The sequence below is a fragment of the Actinomycetospora sp. CA-101289 genome, assembly GCF_050955895.1.
Classification (GTDB): Bacteria; Actinomycetota; Actinomycetes; order Mycobacteriales; family Pseudonocardiaceae; genus Actinomycetospora.
Map to the genome: position 1 here is coordinate 641,881 of NZ_CP192093.1, position 19,301 is coordinate 661,181.

Here is a 19,301-nt window from a genome sequence, read left to right on the forward strand (position 1 = left end):
TTCAGCCTCCCTCGGTCCCGCCCGCGGTCCCACCGTCGGTCCCGCCACCACCGTCGGTGCCCCCACCGTCGGTGCCCCCGCCGCCCTCGGTGTCGCAGCATCCGCCGCTGTCGTGATGCGTGGTGGTCGTGGTCGTGTGGCGCCCGCCGCCGCCACCACCGCCCCCACCGCCGCCACCGCCCGCGCCACCGCCGCCGCCGCGGGGTGCCTGTGTCGTGGCCACGGGCGCGGCCGGCTCCTCGACGGGTGCGGGCTCGGTCGTGGTCGTGGGCACGGGAGCCACCACCGCGGCCGGCGGAGCAGTCGGCGGAGCGGGCGTCGCGTTGGACACCTGCTGGTAGACCAGCGCCCCGCCCCCGACGAGGAGCAGCAGCGCGACCGCGGCGATGACGAGGGGCACACGCCCACGCAGGCCACCAGCGACCCCGGTCTTCTTGCCCGACCCGCCCGGGCCGTGACCCGACCCGCCGAGGGCCGGCGCGGGCATCCCGGCGGCCGGGGTGCCCGACGCCGCGAGTGCGGGGGGCGGCACCTTCGTGCCCGGACCCGCCGGCCGCATCGGCGGACCCATGGGGCGGACCGCCGCGGTCTGGCCGGTGGGGAGGGGGCCGGTCGGCGGGCGGACCGCGCCGTGCGGCCCGGCGGGGAAGCCGCCGGTGCGCGGCGCCCTTCCGTTCCCGCCGGTGCGGGGGCCGCCCTGGGCCACGGCGGTGGTCACGGGCGCCGCGCCGCTGGGCGGCCCGGTGAACTGCCCGCGGTCGTTGACGAAGCCGCGCCCTGACATCGCCGCGGCGCCGAGCACGATCGCGTGCTTCGGGTGCGCGTCGACCGCGGTCGGTCGGCCGAGCTCGGCGGACACCATCTGCGAGACCAGCGGGATCCGCGACGAGCCGCCCACCAGCAGCACGGTGGTCAGGTGGTCGGGGGTGACACCCGCGGACAGGAGCGCCCGGCTCAGCGCCTCGATGGTGGCGCTGATCGAAGGACGGATCATGTCCTCGAACTCGCCGCGCGTGAGGCGCACCTCGGTCTGCAGCTTCGGCAGCATCACCGGGATCGTCGCCTCGGTGTCGGCCGAGAGCGCCTCCTTCGCCCGCACGCAGTCCTGGCGCAGGCGGATCGCGGCAGTGGTGTCGTGCGGGTCCGAGGGGTCGAGCCCGGACAGCGGGCCCCCGAGGCTCCGGTCGACGTGGTTGAACACGGCCTCGTCGAAGTCGATGCCGCCGAGGCCCTCGATGCCCTCCGGCGTGCCGAGGATCTCGAAGCCCTTGCCCGCCGTGCGCAGCACGGTGGCGTCGAACGTCCCACCGCCGAGGTCGTAGACCGCGACGAGCGCGCCTTCGTTCAGGCGCTCGTTCGATGCGTAGTGCGCGGCCGCCGCCTCCGGCTCGGTGAGCATGCGGACGTCGCGCAGACCCGCGGTGCGCGGGATCTGGCTGAACAGCTCCTTCTTGTACGGACCCCAGTTGGCGGGGTGCGTGAGCGTGACCGCGTTCGGAGGGCGACCCTCGCGCTCGGTGACGAGCCTCACCACGTCGCGCAGCTGCAGGCCCATCAGCTGGGCGGCCGCGTACGGGGTCCCGCCCAACACCAGAGGCATCGGGTCGCCGAGCCGGCGCTTCACTTCACGGGCGACACGGTCGGGGTCGGTCGCGGCACGACGGTCGGCGGCGTCTCCGGTGAGGACCTGGCCGTCGTCACGGACGAGCACCACCGATGGCACCGCCGCCGACCGGTCGCCGAGCGTGACCATCTCCACCCGCCCGTCGCGCTCGACAGCGGCGGCGGTGAACGTGGTGCCCAGGTCGACGCCGAGTCCGTATCCCACCGGTATTCCTCTCTGGTCCGTACCGTCTACTGGAGGTGCGCGAGGTGCTCGGAACCGTCCGAACCGCCACCGTCGTGACCACCCGATCCGGCGTGACCCGACCCGGCGGCCTCGTGGCCGCCGCCGTCGCGGCCGGACGTCTCGTGACCCGAGCTCTCGTGGCTCGGGCTCTCGTGGACGGCTTCGCCCGCGCCGCCGTCGTCGTTACCGCTGGTGGCCCCCGAACCATGGCCCGAGCCGCCCGCGTCGTCCAGCCCCTGGCCGCTTCCCGAGACGTGCGGGGCCGTCGACGTCGGTCCGTGGGCGCCGGTCGCGGCGGGGTCCGGGGCCGCCGGTGTCGTCCCTTGGAAAGGCCCGCCGTCCGTGACGGGTGCGGGCCCGTGGTCGAACACCGGCGCTGCGTGTTCGCCGGCGGGCCCGGTGCTGCCGGAGCCGCCGATGCCGTTGATCGCGCCGGGCGGCGGCCCGTCCAGGTCGTGGACGACACCACCGGACGAGGGGCCGGAGAACGCCACGGCGGTCGTGGGTGTCGAGGTCAGTGTGCTCCCGAGCGGGACCGCGCCGACCGCCCCGACGGCCCCGACCGCCCCGACCGCGCCGGTCGCGCCGAGGACCCCGGCGGGCATCGTGGCGGCGACCGCCGGACCTGCGGCCGCGGTCCCGGCGGGGACCTCCGTCCCCGCGGCGGGGGCGGAGCTCCCACCGGTCGTCGTCGGAGGCGCCGCGGGGCTCGAGGTCCCCGCGCCGGTAGCGGTTCCGGTCTGACCCGACCCTGACGGGGTCCCGGTGGTCGGGGTCGGGCTGCCGGAGCCGGTCGACCCGTCGGTGCCCGTCGTCGGGGAACCGCTCGGGTGCCCGGCCTGCCCCCCGGTCTGGTTCACGCTGTTGCCGTGCCCAGTCTGGGTGGTCTGGTCGATCTCGCTGAAGGCCTCGTCGCCCGTGTCGTGGCTGTCGGTCGTGGCGTGCTCGCCGAGGACGACCGTCGTGTCGTGGGGGTCGGGACGGCCGTGCTCGGTGACCTGCACCGACTCGTCCTGCCGGATGCCGATCTCGTCGCGGCCGTCGCCGTCGGAGCCGACCGTGACCGAGATGCCGTGGTCGACCGAGACGGGGGTGAAGCTGCCGTCGGCGTTCTCGACGACCTGCACGTGGCCCGTCTCGTGGATCATCAGGTCGGTCTCCTGGCCCGGCGGATCCGGGACGGTGACCTGGTAGTGCTCGACGAAGGTGTACTCGTGGCCCTGGCTGTCGCGGATCACGATGTACTGGAAGGCGTCGACCTGGAAGAAGCCGTCCGCGGTCTCGACGACGCTGACGTCCTGGAAGATCGACACCGTGAGCGTGTGCTCCGGGCCGGGCGCGTCCGGTTGGTGGACCTGGAAACTCGACCCCAGGCCCGAGGACACGGGGCCGTCGCCGAGCGAGCCGTGGGTCTCGTGCGAGGCCCCGAAGCTGCCGCCCTGCTCGCCACCCGCGCCACCGCCACCCCCGGGCGCGCCGCCGGCTCCCCCCTGCTGATCAAAGCCGTCGAGGTCGGCGAGGCCCGGACCGGGCGGCGGGACCGCGCCGTCGAAGCCGGCGAGCTCGACGCCGGGGTCGGCGGTCGCGCTGCCCGCCCCCAGCGCGACCGCGGCCGCGGCCACCCCCAACGTGGCGCTCGCGGTCGCGGCGCGGCGGGCGATCGCGCGGATCCCCGCTGGGGCGCTCTCGCTGTCGTCGCCCGCCTGACGCACCCGCTCGGGCACCGCGCCGCGGGCGTCGCGCTTGGCGAGCTCCCACAGGTGCGGCGGCATACCGGCCGGCGGCCGGTTCGCGGTCGATGCGGTCATGGCGTCACTCTGACCTGCCGCGGGTCGCGGGTCATGAGCAGCCGACTACTCGGTCGGGCCAGCCGCCGGGGCCGCGATTGCTCATGGGCCCGCCGCCGGGGCTACTCACGGGAGGGCCGGGCGGGCGTCCCGGAGGCGCTCCGCCCGGTGCTCCACCCGGGCCAGCGGAGGGTGGCAACGCGCTCAGCAACAGCCCCTCGCCGGTACGGACGAGCACCCGGGCGGCCTCGCGGACGTCGCGCGCGGAGGCGGGGTGCTCGGCCCGGCGTTGCCACTGGGACAGCGCCGCCTGGGCGGCCCGGAGCACCTCGGTCTGCGCGCTGCCGGCCGGGAGGGCCAGGCGGGTGAGCGGATCGACCCCCTCGACCCCGAGCAGGCGCTCGGCGTCGGAGCGCTCCTGCGGGGTCAGCATGAGGCCCCCGCCGCGCAGTGTGTCGAGCAGCCGCACTTCGGCGAACTCGTGCGCGCTCGAGGTGATGACCTCGAGCTCGTGGCGCAGCCCGTTCGCCGCAGGGAAGGGGAACCGCCGCAGCACCGCCTCGGTGGCGAGGAGGGCCGAGCGGGCCTTCAGGACGTCGGCACGCGCCGCGAAACGGCTGATGAGCGCCTCGCGCAGGGGCACGAGACCGCTGCGGGCGAGCAGCTCCCGGGACAGGGCGCCCGCCGTCGTCGCCACCCCGCTGTGCACCAGCCGCAGCGAGAGACGGAGGCCGAACATGCCGTAGCGGTCGAGCAGCGCCGCCCGGAGCCCCGGCGCGAGCGCGATCTCCGTCTCGGCCGACGCGAACCGGTCCGCGCTGAGCAGCAGGCGTTCGACGTCGGCCTCGGGGGCCTCGGCAAGGACATTGATCGCGCGGAACTCGTCCTCGCGCAGCGTCGCGGCGGTGACGGCGAGGAGGCCGGCCACGGGCATCACGGTCTGGCACAGCGCACGCACTCGGGGGTCGTCGCGGTAGCGGCCCGCGATCTTGGCGGCACTGTCGAGCGCGTCGGGACGTCCGTGCCCGACCTCGTCGGCGCGGGCGAGCACGCCGAGGGTGTTGATCGGCCGCCGTTCGGTCGGGTCGTCCCGGAACGCCTCGAGGAACCGGACATCCCCGGCGTGCACGTGACGCATGAGGTAGACGACGGCGTCCGCCTCGGAGGCCCGCGGCTCGGTCTCGTCGTCGTCCTTGGCGTCGGCGTGCGCACCGAGGAGCGCCTCGGACTTGCGGGAGAGCTCGGTGCTCAGCGAGCCCATGCCCGGGGTGTCGATGAGGGTCATGGTCCGCAGCGCGGGGGACGGCCAGTCGACGACGAGGCGGTCCACGTCCTCGGCACGCATCCCCGCGAGATCGATGTCGAGCAGGCCGCCGGTCGGGCCCGGGGGGAGCTGGCGGGGTGGTCCCTGGCGCGGGTGGGCCATGACGCGATAGGTGTGGCCGTCGCGGAACCAGGTGACGATGCGCGTGCACTCGCCGGCGTCGGTCGCCGCGAGCTCCTGACCGACCAGCGCGTTCAGCAGTGTCGACTTCCCGGCCTTGATCCGTCCGGCGAGCGCGACGCGCAGGGGCTCGTCCAGGCGGGCGGCCGCGAGCTGGAGGTCGGGGAGCGCCGGCCCGCCGCCGTAGATCTGGCAGGCGCGGTGGACGAGGCCCCGCACGCGGTCGATCAGCGGCGGACCGGCGGGCCCGGTCATCAGGCGACCCCGGACGGGTTGGCGGCCGCGTCGGTCAGCTCACGCGCCCGTTGCTCGGCCTGCGCCTTCTCGACCGCGGCCTGCGCACGGTCGAGGTGGGACTGCAGGTCCGCGACACGGGCCCGCAGCATCGCCATCGACTTGCGGTCGTTCTCGAGGCGCTCGCGGGCACTCGCGTCGGTCTCCGTGCTCTGGGCCGCCTGCTGGGCGGCGGCGAGGCCGTCGGCGGTGGAGCGCTGGAGCTCGCTCACGCGGTCCGACCAGGCGTTCCGCAGCTCGCGCTGAACGTGGCGGATGGCGTCGCGGGAGTCCTTGCCGATCTGCATGTTGAACTCGTCGACGAACCGGCGGACGGTGTTCTTGGCCTCGTTGCGACGGCGTTCGAGCTGCTGCTTGCGCTGCTCCTTCAAGCCGAAGCCCCCCATGAGGACGCCGGCGGCGAGACCGATCGGCAGGGGTACCGCGAGTCCGAGCATGGCGGGCAGCATCGTGAACATCAGGACGCCGCCGTAACCCTTCTGCATCGCGGCCAGCCCGGCGCCCTTGGCCTTCTTCTCGACGAAGGCGGAGTCGACGGTGAAGTCGCGCAGCTTCTCGATCGGCGCGGAGACGTCGCGTGCGGTGACGATCTGGGACTCCGCGAGCTCGAAGTGCTGGCCGACCTGCGCCGCGACCTCCTTGGCCCGGCGGACGAACATCCCGTAGTTCTCGAGGGCCTCCCCGGCGAGGCGCTGGCGCAGCCACTCCTCGAACTCGGTCCAGTTCTTGGCGGGGTCGCCGTCGTCGATGGCGGCCTCGGCCTCGTGGAGGACGGTGCGCGAGCGCTGTCGGAGGTCGAACTCGACGTCGGAGTTGATGTCGGCGAACCCGTCCTGCAGGACCAGCTGCCACTTCGAGGAGCGCTCGCGCAGGGCGTCCGCGCGCTGCTTGGTCCGCTCGAGGGTGGCGATGATCCGAGCCGCGTTCTGCGGCGCCACCAGGGTGTCGTTCTGGGCGGCGAGGGCGATCTCCAGCTGGTCGAGGGCCCGGGTGATGTGGCTGACCGTGGAGTCCAGCGCGACGCGCTCGGCGTTGGCGATGACCTGGTGGAGGTGGTTGACGAGGACCGGGAAGCCCGACTCGTTGTTGAGCGCCTGGTCCGCGGAGCGGGCGGCGACCTGCCGGATCTCCGAAGAGACCGGGATGATCTCGAGCTCGACCCCGGCACGTCGCAGGTGGTTGGCGTTGAGGTCCCGGATGCGTGCCCAGTGCGGGTAGAGATCGGTCTTGGTCATGATCATGACGATGTTCGGGCACAGGTCCTGCACCGTGCGCAGGAACCGCAGCTCCGCATAGGTGAGCTCCTGTGAGGCGTCGCTGACGAACAGCACCGCGTGGGACTGGGGGAGCGAGCCGATCGTCGTGGCGTTGTGGACCGATCCCAGGCCGCCGACGCCCGGGGTGTCGATGAGGACGAGGCCGCTGGAGAGCAGCGGCCGGTCGATCCCGATCGTGACCGCCCTGAGCCGGCGCGTGTTACCGGGATTCCCGGCCTCCGAGGCGTAGGACGCGATCTCCGACGGCGAGATGGGCTCGGTCCAGCCTGGGCCACCGGAACCGGGCGCCGAGTCGAAGCTGGCGCTCGCGGCGACCTGGCCGGCGTAGCGCACCTCGGTCGGCACGGACGTCGCGATGTCGTCGTCGACGGGGCAGATGGGTGCGGTCAGGAGTGCGTTGATCAGTGAGCTCTTGCCCTGCTTGAACTCCCCCACCACGTGCACGGTGATGGTGGAGTCGGTCAGCAGGCGCCGAGCGCGGGTCAGTCGGTCAGCGAGATCTTCTCGCTCGTAGGCCTTGGCTCCCTTGACGGTCATGTCGAGGGTCTCCAGGGCGTGGCCGACCGCTGCGCTCGGCGCCTGCTGAGCCATCGTTCTCCTCTCGGTCTCAGATCACGGGGACGTGGTCATCAGTGGTGGCCGACCGCGTCGTGGCCTCCGCCGGAGTCGCCCCCGCCGTGGTCCGAGCCGCCGCCACTGTCGCTGCTGCTCTCGTGGCTGCCACCGCCGCTCTCGTGACCGCCGCCCGACTCGAAGCCGCTGTCGCTGCTGCTCTCGTGACCGCCGCTGCTGCCGGAGTCACCATCGAAGCCGCCGCTGTGGCCGGACGAGCCGCTGTCGTCGGTCCGGAAGAGCGAGTGGGCGTCGCTGCCCGAGCTGTCGTGCCCGGAGCTGCTGCCACCGTCCTCCGACCCGCCGGTAGACGTGGGCGCGAAGACGCCGCCGTCGTCGTGACCCCCGCCGGCTTGCGAGCCGAACGGCTCGCTCCCGGACCCGGCCCCGCCCGTGGGCGCCGGCGTGGTCCCGCCGCTGAAGATCGAGCCCGAGTCCGGGATCAGGTCTCCGCCGACGTGGCCCGGCTGGGTGGCCTCCGTACCGGCCAGGCCCGTCGGCGTCGGGCCGACGTTGGGCTGGTTGAGCCCCTCAGTGCCGAAGGGGCCCGACGGCTGCGCCGTCGGCTGCCCGGCGCCCTCACCGAACGGGTCCGACTGCCCGAAGGACACCTCGTCGCCGCGTGTCGTGGGCGCGACGCCCAGGTCGGGACGGCCACCGTCGGGGTTGGCCCCCAGGTTGCCGACCGCCGGGTTGCTCGAGCTGGGGTCGAAGCGCAGAGCCGCCTCGGTCCCGGCCGCACCCCCGGCCGCACCCCCGGCCGCTCCGACACCGGCCACGCCCGCGAGGTGCACCGGAGCCGCTGCCCCCGGGTCCACCGCCGCGGCCTGGTTGGCCTGGTTGCCGGCGCCGCCGCCCTGGTTGGCCTGGTTACCCGTGCCGCCCTGGTTGGCCTGGTTGCCAGCACCGCCGGCCTGGTTGGCCTGGTTGCCGCCGAGTCCACCCTGGTTGAGCTGGTTGCCATCGCCACCGGCCTGGTTGGCCTGGTTGCCGGCGCCGCCGGCCTGGTTGGCCTGGTTGCCGGCGCCGCCGGCCTGGTTGGCCTGGTTCCCGCCGAGCCCGCCCTGGTTGGCCTGGTTACCGCCGAGCCCACCCTGGTTGGCCTGGTTGCCGGCGCCGCCGCCCTGGTTGGCCTGGTTACCGCCGAGCCCACCCTGGTTGGCCTGGTTACCGCCGAGCCCACCCTGGTTGGCCTGGTTACCGGCGCCGCCGGCCTGGTTGGCCTGGTTGCCGGCGCCGCCGCCCTGGTTGGCCTGGTTGCCGCCGAGCCCACCCTGGTTGGCCTGGTTACCGCCGAGCCCACCCTGGTTGAGCTGGTTGCCGGCGCCGCCGGCCTGGTTGGCCTGGTTGCCGCCGAGTCCACCCTGGTTGAGCTGGTTGCCATCGCCACCGGCCTGGTTGGCCTGGTTGCCGGCACCGCCGCCCTGGTTGGCCTGGTTACCGCCGAGCCCGCCCTGGTTGGCCTGGTTGCCGCCGAGCCCGCCCTGGTTGGCCTGGTTGCCGCCGAGCCCACCCTGGTTGGCCTGGTTACCGCCACCGCCGCCCTGGTTCAGCTGGTTGCCGGCACCGCCGCCCTGGTTGGCCTGGTTGCCGCCGCCGCCGCCCTGGTTGGCCTGGTTGCCGCCGAGCCCACCCTGGTTGGCCTGGTTACCCGTGCCGCCCTGGTTGGCCTGGTTGCCGCCGCCGCCGCCCTGGTTGGCCTGGTTGCCGCCGAGCCCACCCTGGTTGGCCTGGTTACCGCCACCGCCGCCCTGGTTCAGCTGGTTGCCATCGCCGCCGCCCTGGTTGGCCTGGTTGCCGGCGCCGCCGCCCTGGTTGGCCTGGTTACCCGTGCCGCCCTGGTTGGCCTGGTTGCCGCCGAGTCCACCCTGGTTGAGCTGGTTGCCATCGCCACCGGCCTGGTTGGCCTGGTTGCCGGCGCCGCCGGCCTGGTTGGCCTGGTTGCCGGCGCCGCCGGCCTGGTTGGCCTGGTTACCCGTGCCGCCCTGGTTGGCCTGGTTACCGCCGCCGCCCTGGTTGAGCTGGTTGCCGGCACCGCCGCCCTGGTTGGCCTGGTTACCGCCACCGCCGCCCTGGTTCAGCTGGTTGCCATCGCCACCGCCCTGGTTGGCCTGGTTACCGCCGAGCCCGCCCTGGTTGGCCTGGTTACCGCCGAGCCCGCCCTGGTTGGCCTGGTTGCCGCCGCCGCCCTGGTTGGCCTGGTTGCCGCCGAGCCCACCCTGGTTGGCCTGGTTACCCGTGCCGCCCTGGTTGGCTTGGTTGCCGGCACCGCCGCCCTGGTTGGCCTGGTTGCCGGCGCCGCCGGCCTGGTTGGCCTGGTTACCCGTGCCGCCCTGGTTGAGCTGGTTGCCATCGCCACCGGCCTGGTTGGCCTGGTTGCCGGCACCGCCGCCCTGGTTGGCCTGGTTGCCGCCGAGCCCACCCTGGTTGGCCTGGTCACCGCCACCGCCGCCCTGGTTGAGCTGGTTGCCGGCACCGCCGCCCTGGTTGGCCTGGTTACCCGTGCCGCCCTGGTTGAGCTGGTTGCCATCGCCACCGCCCTGGTTGGCCTGGTTGCCGGCACCGCCGCCCTGGTTGGCCTGGTTGCCGGCACCGCCGCCCTGGTTGGCCTGGTTACCCGTGCCGCCCTGGTTGAGCTGGTTGCCATCGCCGCCGCCCTGGTTGGCCTGGTTGCCGGCACCGCCGCCCTGGTTGGCCTGGTTACCGCCGCCGCCCTGGTTCAGCTGGTTGCCGGCACCGCCGCCCTGGTTGGCCTGGTTACCGCCACCGCCGCCCTGGTTCAGCTGGTTGCCATCGCCACCGCCCTGGTTGGCCTGGTTGCCGGCACCGCCGCCCTGGTTGGCCTGGTTACCGCCGAGCCCACCCTGGTTGGCCTGGTTGCCGCCGAGTCCACCCTGGTTGAGCTGGTTGCCATCGCCGCCGCCCTGGTTGGCCTGGTTGCCGGCACCGCCGCCCTGGTTGGCCTGGTTGCCGGCACCGCCGCCCTGGTTGGCCTGGTTGCCGGCACCGCCGCCCTGGTTGGCCTGGTTGCCGCCGCCGCCCTGGTTGGCCTGGTTACCCGTGCCGCCCTGGTTGAGCTGGTTGCCATCGCCACCGGCCTGGTTGGCCTGGTTGCCGGCGCCGCCGGCCTGGTTGGCCTGGTTGCCGGCGCCGCCGGCCTGGTTGAGCTGGTTGCCATCGCCACCGGCCTGGTTGGCCTGGTTGCCGGCGCCGCCGGCCTGGTTGGCCTGGTTGCCGCCGAGCCCGCCCTGGTTGGCCTGGTTACCGCCGAGCCCGCCCTGGTTGGCCTGGTTGCCGCCGCCGCCCTGGTTGAGCTGGTTGCCATCGCCACCGGCCTGGTTGGCCTGGTTACCGGCACCGCCGGCCTGGTTGGCCTGGTTGCCGGCACCGCCGGCCTGGTTGGCCTGGTTGCCGGCACCGCCGCCCTGGTTGGCCTGGTTGCCGGCACCGCCGCCCTGGTTGGCCTGGTTACCGCCACCGCCGCCCTGGTTGGCCTGGTTTCCACCACCAGCACCGGCCTGGTTGAGCTGGTTGCCCGTGCCGCTCTGGTTGGCCTGGTTGACGGTGCCGTCGCCGCCGATGGTGGCGTTCTGGTTGACCTGGTTGCCGCCGCCGCCCTGGTTGGCCTGGTTGCCGGCACCGCCGCCCTGGTTGGCCTGGTTGCCGGCACCGCCGCCCTGGTTGGCCTGGTTGCCGCCGCCGCCCTGGTTGGCCTGGTTGCCGGCACCGCCGCCCTGGTTGGCCTGGTTACCGCCACCGCCGCCCTGGTTGGCCTGGTTTCCACCACCAGCACCGGCCTGGTTGGCCTGGTTGCCGGTGCCGCTCTGGTTGGCCTGGTTGACGGTGCCGTCGCCGCCGATGGTGGCGTTCTGGTTGGCCTGGTTGCCGGCGCCGCCCTGGTTGGCCTGGTTGCCGCCGCCGCCCCCCTGGTTCAGCTGGTTGCCCGCGTCGCCGGCCTGGTTGGCCTGGTTGCCGCCGCCGCCCTGGTTGGCCTGGTTGCCAGCGCCGCCCTGGTTGGCCTGATTGCCCACGACGTCGCCGTCGTGCTGAGCGTCGAACGCCTGACGGTTGTCGCAGGTGCCGGGGCAGAACGCGTAGGCGCCGTGGATGGGACAGGTGTAGCCCGCCTGGTTGGCGATGTCGGCGAGCGTGAGCCCGCCGCTCTGGTTGAGCTGGTTTCCGACACCCCCCGCCTGGTTGGCCTGATTCCCACCGAGGCCGCCCTGGTTGAGTTGGTTGCCGGCGCCGCCCTGATTGGCCTGGTTGCCGCCCGTCGTCGGAGGCGGCTCGACCGTTTCGGTCATTTCGTGTCCTCTCATCTGGTCGGGCCGCAGACCGGGCGCGGCGCATCCCGCGCCGGCTGTTGGCTCACACGACTCCATGGACGGGAGCCGGTCCTGGCCGTCATCTTCAGGTGAGAGCTTGGCCATCATGTCGCTGACGGTCATGAGTACCGCGGTACTCAACTCGTGCTCCGCGGCACCGGGTCACCTACTCGGCGGCACTCGGGGCGAGTCAAGAAATCGACGGCGAGTCAGCGCGTGGTGTCGTGCGGATGCCGCTGACGTGCGCCAGGTCCCCGCGACCGGAGACGCCGAGCTTGGCGTAGACCATCCGCAGGATGTTGTCGACGGTGCGCACGCTGACCCCGAGCTGGTTCGCGATGGCCTTGCTCGTGAGCCCGGAGGCGGCGAGCGAGGCGATCTCCATCTCACGGCGGGTCAGGTCGGTGACACCGTCGAGCTGTTCCAGGGCAGGGGTCGAGGCGTCCTCGCACGACTCCGCCCACGCGCGTGCCCGCGACGCCGAGCCGCCGCCCGACCCTGTCGCCCCGCGCGTGCGGTGGACGACGGCCGCCTGGGCGGCGGTCTCGGCCGCGTCGAGGAGGAGCCCGGCTGCTGCGTACCGATCGGCCACCTCGTCGAGTGCTTCGCCGTCGTGGTCCGCGAGTGCGCGCCCCTGAGCGGCGTGGAGCATGAGTAGTTCGCTCGTCGACCGTTGAGCGAGGTCGTCGAGCAGGTCCGTGACGGGACCGGTGATACCGAGTCGGACCGCCGTGTGGAGAGCCCGGATGCGCGGACCGAGCGCGCCTGTGTCCTCGGCGACGGCGAGCGCGATCCGCTCGGCCTCCGTCGCCTGGCCGACCAACCCCGCCAGCCACACCTGTGCGGCCCCGCCCCAACCCGGGAACGGCCCGTCGACCCGGAGATCGCCCGCCTCGTCGAAGAGCGACCGGGCCCGCGGAATGTTCCCCAAGGACGACACCGCGAGCGCGAGCTCGGTCACCAGCGGGACCGTGAACAGGAAGCTCTCCGCGGGCACCCCGGCGGCGGCCTCCAGGAGCCAGCGGATGGCGGTTCTCAGGCGACCCCGCCGGGCGGCGACGATGCCGACCCACGTCGCGCCGAGGGCGGCGGTCGTGCGCTGTCCATCCTCGACGGCCCGTCCGTGCGCGGTCATGGCCGTCGTCTCGGCCTCGTCCAGCCGGCCGGCCTCGAGGTCGGCGTACCAGCGTGCCGCGGTCAGCTCCACCACCATCCAGCCGCCGGTCGGGTCCTGACCCTTCGCCTCCAGCCCGCGGTCGGCGAAGCCGCGGGCCTCGTCGGCTCGACCCGCCCGTGCGGCCGCTGTCGCGGCGATCGCGAGGGCCGCGAGCGGCGCCTCGTCGCTGCTCGGTTCGCCCACCGCAGCGGCGACGGCCTGCCCCGCACCCTCGTGGTCGCCGTCGAGCAGCAGCTCGAAGGCGTGCAGGGCCGAGGCGTCCCCGGTGTCGGGGAGATCGTCGACCGAACCCGCCCGGGCGATCGCACGCCGGGCTCCGGCGGCGTCGCGTAGGCCCCAGAACAGGTTGTACGACCGCGTCAACGCGACGGCGACCCGCAGGTCGGGGGAGAGATCCGCGTCGTCCGCCAGGGGAGCGAGAGCCTGCTCGGCGTCCAGCGAGCGACCGAGCTTCACCAGCACGCGGGCGTGCTCGAGCTGGGCGGTGCCGTCGCCGACGGTGGCGGCCTCGCGCAGGAGACGTTCCGCGAGGGCGGGGTCGGTGTCGAGCGCGCCTGCCGCGGCGGCGACGAGGTCCGTGGGGTCGGACCACACCCCCTGCCCGACGCGCCACGCCAGCAGCCGGCGGTGGTCCTCCTCCCGACGGACCCCGCGGGCCTCGAGCGCGTCCGCCAGCCGCTGGTAGGTCTGACGCTCCTGGTAGGGCGTCGCGGCGCGGCGGAGGACCTCCGTGTGCAACGGGTGCGCCAGTGAGATCTCCACGCGCCGACCGGTCCGCCGCGAGGTGATGATCCCCCGCTCCTCGAGCGCCGCGACCGTCGAGGGGGACGTGAGTTCCCCGGCGAGGTCGCTCCCCAGGGGCTGGCCGAAGGCGAGCAGCCGCATGAGGCTCTGCTCGTGGGGCGCCGATCCCTCCGTGCGCTGGTGCATGATCTCCGCCAGCCGGGCGGAGATCGGGATCGCTCCGTCCGTGTGCCATACCCGGCCCGTGGCCACGAGCGCCCCGCTGGCCCGGGCCCCGCGCACCAGCTCACGCAGGAACAGCGGGTTCCCCAGCGACAACGACCAGAGCCGGTGCAGTGTGGCCGCGTCCACGTGGCCGCCGAGCACCTTCACCACCAGGGCATCGCTCTCCTCCCGCGTGAGCTCGGGCAGGTCGATCCGCTCGACCAGCGAGTCCTTCCACAGCGCGAAGACCGGTTCCGGCACGGACACCCCGGTGGGAGCGGTCAGCACCAGGAACGCGTCGCCGGCGGAAGCGAGCTGGTGCAGCAGGACCGCCGAGGTCTCGTCGAGCAGGTGCACGTCGTCGACGCCGAGCAACAGCCGCGCCGGTCCCTTGGTGCGCAGCAGGACCTGCCGGGCCTCGTGCAGGAGCCAGCCCGGGCTGCCGTCACCGGGGTCGTGGTCGGGCAGCAGGTGGCTCAGCGCACCCAGCGGGATGCCGGCCGTCCCGCGCGAGGCCATCACCCAGATGGGGTGCCACGACGGCCCATCAGGATGGTCGTCGCCCGGGCCCGTGGAGCCGACGCCGACGAGCGCCGCCCGGGCGAAGCGTGTACGCCCGACACCCGGAGGGCCGACCGCGATGACACCGGCGCGCTCGTTGCGCACGGCGATCCGGTTGACCGTCCGGAGCGCGGAGCGACGTCCCCCGAGGGGCCATTCCTGCTCGTCGGGGTTCACCGGCCCGCGACCCCGTGCACCCGCGGGGAGGGGCGTGGTCATGTCGCCTCCCCTGCCGATTGGACCACACAGTGTGCGCCCTGCGCTCCTGTTCTCCGGAACGGCCCGGCGCCTCTTTTCCGTCGTAGCGCAGATGTCCCGGCCGTTTCCTCTGGTCTTGATCGTCCGACCGACCAGTGTCCTCACCTCGCCGCTCCCACGGGAAGCACCCTCGGTGGCTTTGCGTACTCGTGGGCGACCGATTCAGGTAACCCGGGGTTACAGGTAATTCGTCTGGCCTGGTCGCGCCCCCCGATCACGGCGCTGCACATCACGACCGGGTCGGGGGAGACTGGCCGGACACCACCACCGTCCGGGGAGGACACCGCCCGTGAGGATCGCCGTCATCGCCACGTGCCTCGGGGACGCGATGTTCCCGCAGGCCGTGAAGGCCACGGTGGAGATTCTCGACCGGCTGGGCCACGAGGTCGTCTTCCCCGAGGCGCAGACCTGCTGCGGGCAGATGCACGTCAACACCGGCTACCTCGACATGGCGCTGCCGCTGGTGCGCCACCACGTCGAGGTGTTCACCGACGCCGCCGACGTGTCCGTCGCCCCGTCCGGGTCCTGCGTGGGGTGCGTGCGGCACCAGCACGCCATGGTCGCGCGCCGCGGCGGCGACGAGGGCCTGGCGCGGGCGGCCGAGGAGCTCGCCGGGCGCACCCACGAGCTCTCCGAGCTGCTCGTCGACGTCCTGGGCGTCACCGACGTCGGCGCCTACTACCCGCACCGCGTCACCTACCACCCGACGTGCCACTCGCTGCGGATGCTGCGGGTCGGCGACAAGCCCCTGCGCCTGTTGCGTGCGGTCCGCGGCCTGCAGCTCACCGAGCTCGCCGACGCCGAGGTGTGCTGCGGCTTCGGCGGCACGTTCGCGGTGAAGAACGCCGAGGTCTCCACGGCGATGCTCGCGGACAAGATGGCCAACGTCCTGACCTCGGGCGCCGAGGTGTGCACGGCCGGCGACTCCTCGTGCCTCATGCACATCGGCGGCGGGCTGTCGCGGCTGCGCTCGGGCATCCGCACGGTGCACCTCGCCGAGATCCTCGCCTCGACCGAGCAGGGCACCCCCGCCCGCGACGTCGTCTTCGACACCGCCGAGGTGGGGGAGAGCAAGGGAGTGCATCCGTGACCACCGACCTGGGCATGCCCACCACCGCACCCGACGGCGTGGGCTTCCTGCGCGGGACGGAGTCGTTCCCGGTCGCCGCGCACCGCGCGCTGGCCGACACCCAGCTGCGCCGCAACCTCGGGCACGCCACGCGCACCATCCGCGCGAAGCGTGCCGGGGTCGTCGCCGAGGTGCCCGACTGGGAGGAGCTGCGCCGCGCCGGCGAAGCGATCAAGGCGGACACGATGGCGCGGCTGCCCGAGCTGCTCGAGCAGCTCGAGGAGGCGGTGACCGCGCGCGGCGGCGTCGTGCACTGGGCCCGCGACGCCACCGAGGCCAACGCGGTCGTGGCGTCCCTGGTGCGCGGCGCGGGCGCCGACGAGGTCGTCAAGGTCAAGTCGATCGCGACGCAGGAGATCGGGCTCAACGAGGCGCTCGCCGCGCAGGGCATCACCGCGACCGAGACCGACCTGGCCGAGCTGATCGTCCAGCTCTCCGACGACCGGCCGTCGCACTTCCTCGTCCCGGCCATCCACCGCAACCGCTCGGAGATCCGCGACATCTTCCTGCGCGCGCTGCCGGGGGTGGACCCGGACCTCACCGACGAGCCCCGCCGCCTCGCGATGGCGGCGCGGGCGCACCTGCGGCGCAAGTTCCTGTCGGCGCGCGTGGGCATCTCGGGCGCCAACTTCGCCGCCGCCGACACCGGGACGATCTCGGTGGTCGAGTCCGAGGGCAACGGGCGGATGTGCCTGACGCTGCCGGACACGCTGATCACCGTGATGGGCGTGGAGAAGGTCGTGCCGCGGTGGTCGGACATGGAGGTGTTCCTCCAGCTGCTGCCGCGCTCGTCCACCGCGGAGCGGATGAACCCGTACACCTCGACGTGGAGCGGCGTGACGCCCGGCGACGGGCCGCAGGCCTTCCACCTGGTGCTGCTGGACAACGGCCGGTCGAACGTCCTGGCCTCCCCGGACGGCCGGGCGGCGCTGCACTGCATCCGCTGCTCGGCGTGCGTGAACGTCTGCCCGGTCTACGAGCGCGCGGGCGGGCACGCGTACGGCTCGGTGTACCCCGGCCCGATCGGGGCGGTGCTCTCGCCGCAGCTCACGGGCATCTCGGGCCCCGACGACCCCAACGCCTCGCTGCCCTACGCGTCGTCGCTGTGCGGGGCGTGCTTCGACGCGTGCCCGGTGCGCATCGACATCCCCAACCTGCTCGTGCAGCAGCGCGCGGCGTCGATCGCGTCGCACCGCACCCCGACCGCCCAGGACGTCGCGATGCGCACGGTGGCGGCGGCGATGGTGTCGCCGGCGCGGTTCCGGGCGGCCGAGCGGGTGCTGGGGCTCGGGCGCTTCGCGGGCCGCTCGGGGCGCATCCGGTTCCTGCCCTACCCGGGCTCGCAGTGGACCTCGGCGCGCGACCTGCCGGCGCCGCCGGCGGAGACGTTCCGGCAGTGGTGGAAGCGGACGCGATCGTGAACGCTCGCGAGGAGGTCCTGGCCCGGCTGCGGTCCGCCCGGGACGCGGGCGCGCCGCGCGGCGGGGTGCCGCCGACCCCGCGGGACTACCGGCGCACCGGGACGCTCGCGCCGGGGAGCGCCGAGGTCCTGGAGCGGCTCACCGAGACCCTCACCGACTACAAGGCGACGGTGCACCGCGTCGCCGACGAGGACGGCGTCTCCGCGGTGATCGCGCAGGTGCTCGAGGACGCCGGGGTGACGACGTTCGTCGCCCCGCCGGGGCTGCCGGCGCGCTGGCTGGGCGAGGTCACCGCCCGCGTGCGCCCCGACGAGCCGCCGTTGTCGGTGGAGCGGCTCGACGGGGTCGACGCGGTGGTCACCGGGGCCGCGGTCGCGATCGCGGACACCGGCACCTTCGTGCTCGACGCCTCGGCGCCCGACCAGGGGCGGCGCGCGATCACGCTCGTGCCCGACCACCACGTGTGCGTGGTCCGGGCCGCCGACGTCGTTTCCTCGGTGCCCGAGGGCATCGCGCGCCTCGACCCCGCGCATCCGCTGACCTTCGTCTCGGGGCCCTCGGCCACGAGCGACATCGAGCTCGACCGCGTCGAGGGCGTCCACGGCCCCCGCCGCCTGGACGTGGTGCTGGTCGGCCCCATGTGAGCGATCTTTGGGGCTATAGGCCCGAAGATCGCTCACGTAGGGGTCAGCGGCCGCGAATCGGCGCGCCCCAGTCGGTGGCGTCGCGCAGGGTGCGCTTGAGCAGCTTGCCGCCCGGGTTGCGCGGCAGCGGGTCGCGGCTGACCACCACGTACTGCGGCACCTTGAAGTCCGCGAGCTGGGTGTCGAGGTACTCGAGGACCGCGCCCACGTCGATGTCCGTGCCTGCTGTGCCCACCAGCACCGCGCCGACCTTCTCGCCCATGACGTCGTCCGGCACCCCGACGACGGCCGCGTCGGCGACGCCCGGCGCACCGGCGAGCGCGTTCTCCACCTCCACCGAGTACACGTTCTCGCCGCCCCGGTTGATGAGGTCCTTGGCCCGGTCGACGATCCGCACGATGCCGTCGTCGACCCGCGCGAGGTCGCCGCTGTGCAGCCAGCCGTCGATGAACGTGCTCGCCGTCGCCTCCGGCGCCCGCCAGTAGCCGTCGACGACGTTCGGGCCGCGGATCAGCAGCTCGCCGACCCCGGCCTCGTCCGCGTCGGCCAGCGCGAGATCGACGACGGGCGCGGCGAAGCCCACCGAGTCCGCGTGCTCCGCGGCCCACTCGTGCGGCAGGAACGTGGCGATCGACGACGTCTCCGTGAGCCCGAAGCCGTTGCCCAGCCGGGCCTGCGGGAGCCGCTCCTGCAGGCGTCGGACCAGGGCGGGCGCGATCGGCGCGCCCCCGTAGGAGAGCCGCCGGACGTGGGACAGGTCGACGTCGAGGTCGTCGCGCGCCAGCGTCAGCCCATAGATCGCCGGCACGCTGACCAGGGTGTCGATGCGCTCGGCGACGATCGTGCGGACGAACGCGGCGCCGTCGAACGTCGGCAGCACCACCGTCGTGCCGCCGAGGCCGAGCTGCACGAGCAGCTGCGAGTTGCACCCGGTGACGTGGAACAGCGGCACCGAGACGAGGTTGCGCAGCGCCGGGCCCTGCGACCGGTCGATGCCGATCACGCGGATCGCGGTCTCGACGTTGGCCAGGAAGTTGCCGTGGGTGGTGCGCGCGCCCTTGGGCCGCCCGGTCGTGCCGCTCGTGTAGAAGATCGCGGCCAGGTCGCCGGGCACGAGGTCGTCGAGGGCCTCCGGGTGGCCCGACGGCAGCGGCGACCCGGGGCGCAGCACGGCCGTCGCCCCGCTGTCGGCGAGCACGTGCTCGACCTCGGGCGGCGCGAAGCGCGTGTTCACGGGCACGGCCACCGCGCCGGCCAGCAACGTGCCGAGGAAGCCGACCACCCAGTCCAGTCCGGCCGGCAGCAGCGAGGCCACGCGGTCGCCGCGCGTCACCCCGTCGCCGACGAGCCCGCCCGCGACCGCCGCCGCCCGGTCCCACAGCTCGGCGTACGTGACGCGCTCGCCGCCGACCTCGACGAGCGCCTCGACGTCGGGGTGGCGTTCCACCGAGGCCCGCACCATGGCCACCACCGACGGCGCGAGGTGGTCGTAGCGCGCGATCCCGTCGTCGCCGCGGGTGATGCCGGACGTGTCGAAGGGCGCGTCGCCGCGGGCCAGGGGTTCGGGCACGGTGC

General features: G+C 74.0%; 10 protein-coding genes. 3 read left to right on the forward strand and 7 right to left on the reverse strand.

Annotated features, from left to right (window positions below; genetic code table 11):
- Nucleotide 1: 1 nt before the first annotated feature.
- The 6 genes from ACQPX6_RS03165 to ACQPX6_RS03190 all read right to left on the reverse strand — a co-directional run bounded on the left by ACQPX6_RS03165 (nt 2) and on the right by ACQPX6_RS03190 (nt 14,493).
- The gene (locus tag ACQPX6_RS03165) at nt 2-1,828 is read right to left on the reverse strand and encodes an Hsp70 family protein (protein WP_433785371.1); all 1,827 of its coding nucleotides are present in this window, start codon (nt 1,826-1,828) and stop codon (nt 2-4) included.
- A gap of 26 nt (nt 1,829-1,854) precedes the next feature.
- A complete protein-coding gene (locus tag ACQPX6_RS03170; protein ID WP_433785372.1) occupies nt 1,855-3,657 on the reverse strand; it encodes a hypothetical protein in 1,803 nt (600 codons plus the stop codon).
- Between the two features lie 31 nt (nt 3,658-3,688).
- Nucleotides 3,689-5,335: a dynamin family protein gene (locus tag ACQPX6_RS03175; protein WP_433785373.1), complete on the reverse strand. Its 1,647-nt coding sequence runs from the start codon at nt 5,333-5,335 to the stop codon at nt 3,689-3,691.
- The gene (locus tag ACQPX6_RS03180) at nt 5,335-7,242 is read right to left on the reverse strand and encodes a dynamin family protein (protein ID WP_433785374.1); all 1,908 of its coding nucleotides are present in this window, start codon (nt 7,240-7,242) and stop codon (nt 5,335-5,337) included. The genes ACQPX6_RS03175 and ACQPX6_RS03180 overlap by 1 nt, the downstream gene beginning before the upstream one ends.
- Before the next feature lie 38 nt (nt 7,243-7,280).
- A complete protein-coding gene (locus tag ACQPX6_RS03185; RefSeq protein ID WP_433785376.1) occupies nt 7,281-11,567 on the reverse strand; it encodes a beta strand repeat-containing protein in 4,287 nt (1,428 codons plus the stop codon).
- 211 nt (nt 11,568-11,778) lie between these two features.
- Nucleotides 11,779-14,493, reverse strand: coding sequence for a helix-turn-helix transcriptional regulator (locus tag ACQPX6_RS03190; protein ID WP_433785377.1), 2,715 nt, complete (start codon nt 14,491-14,493; stop codon nt 11,779-11,781).
- A gap of 328 nt (nt 14,494-14,821) precedes the next feature.
- Between ACQPX6_RS03190 and ACQPX6_RS03195 the strand changes: the two genes are divergently transcribed.
- From ACQPX6_RS03195 to ACQPX6_RS03205, 3 genes are read left to right on the forward strand one after another with little or no spacing between them, the layout of a single operon-like run.
- Nucleotides 14,822-15,622, forward strand: a complete 801-nt coding sequence (locus ACQPX6_RS03195) for a (Fe-S)-binding protein (protein WP_433785378.1) — start codon at nt 14,822-14,824, stop codon at nt 15,620-15,622.
- A 14-nt stretch (nt 15,623-15,636) separates the two neighbouring features.
- Nucleotides 15,637-17,082, forward strand: coding sequence for a LutB/LldF family L-lactate oxidation iron-sulfur protein (locus ACQPX6_RS03200; RefSeq protein WP_433788178.1), 1,446 nt, complete (start codon nt 15,637-15,639; stop codon nt 17,080-17,082).
- Nucleotides 17,079-17,726 (forward strand): LutC/YkgG family protein, encoded by a 648-nt coding sequence (locus ACQPX6_RS03205; protein ID WP_433785379.1) that lies wholly within the window; start codon nt 17,079-17,081, stop codon nt 17,724-17,726. The genes ACQPX6_RS03200 and ACQPX6_RS03205 overlap by 4 nt, the downstream gene beginning before the upstream one ends.
- A gap of 43 nt (nt 17,727-17,769) precedes the next feature.
- On the opposite strand, the gene ACQPX6_RS03210 is transcribed toward ACQPX6_RS03205, so the two are convergent.
- Nucleotides 17,770-19,296 carry a class I adenylate-forming enzyme family protein gene (locus ACQPX6_RS03210; RefSeq protein ID WP_433785380.1) on the reverse strand — a complete coding sequence of 509 codons (1,527 nt, stop codon included), beginning with the start codon at nt 19,294-19,296 and terminating at the stop codon, nt 17,770-17,772.
- Nucleotides 19,297-19,301: the final 5 nt, after the last annotated feature.

Excerpts from the sequence above, each read along its gene's own strand:
- ACQPX6_RS03185 (WP_433785376.1), bottom strand. The coding sequence starts at position 11,567 with ATGACCGAAACGGTCGAGCCGCCTCCGACGACGGGCGGCAACCAGGCC.
- ACQPX6_RS03170 (WP_433785372.1), bottom strand. The coding sequence starts at position 3,657 with ATGACCGCATCGACCGCGAACCGGCCGCCGGCCGGTATGCCGCCGCAC.
- ACQPX6_RS03180 (WP_433785374.1), bottom strand. The coding sequence starts at position 7,242 with ATGGCTCAGCAGGCGCCGAGCGCAGCGGTCGGCCACGCCCTGGAGACC.
- ACQPX6_RS03175 (WP_433785373.1), bottom strand. The coding sequence starts at position 5,335 with ATGACCGGGCCCGCCGGTCCGCCGCTGATCGACCGCGTGCGGGGCCTC.
- ACQPX6_RS03200 (WP_433788178.1), top strand. The coding sequence starts at position 15,637 with ATGCCCACCACCGCACCCGACGGCGTGGGCTTCCTGCGCGGGACGGAG.
- ACQPX6_RS03190 (WP_433785377.1), bottom strand. The coding sequence starts at position 14,493 with ATGACCACGCCCCTCCCCGCGGGTGCACGGGGTCGCGGGCCGGTGAAC.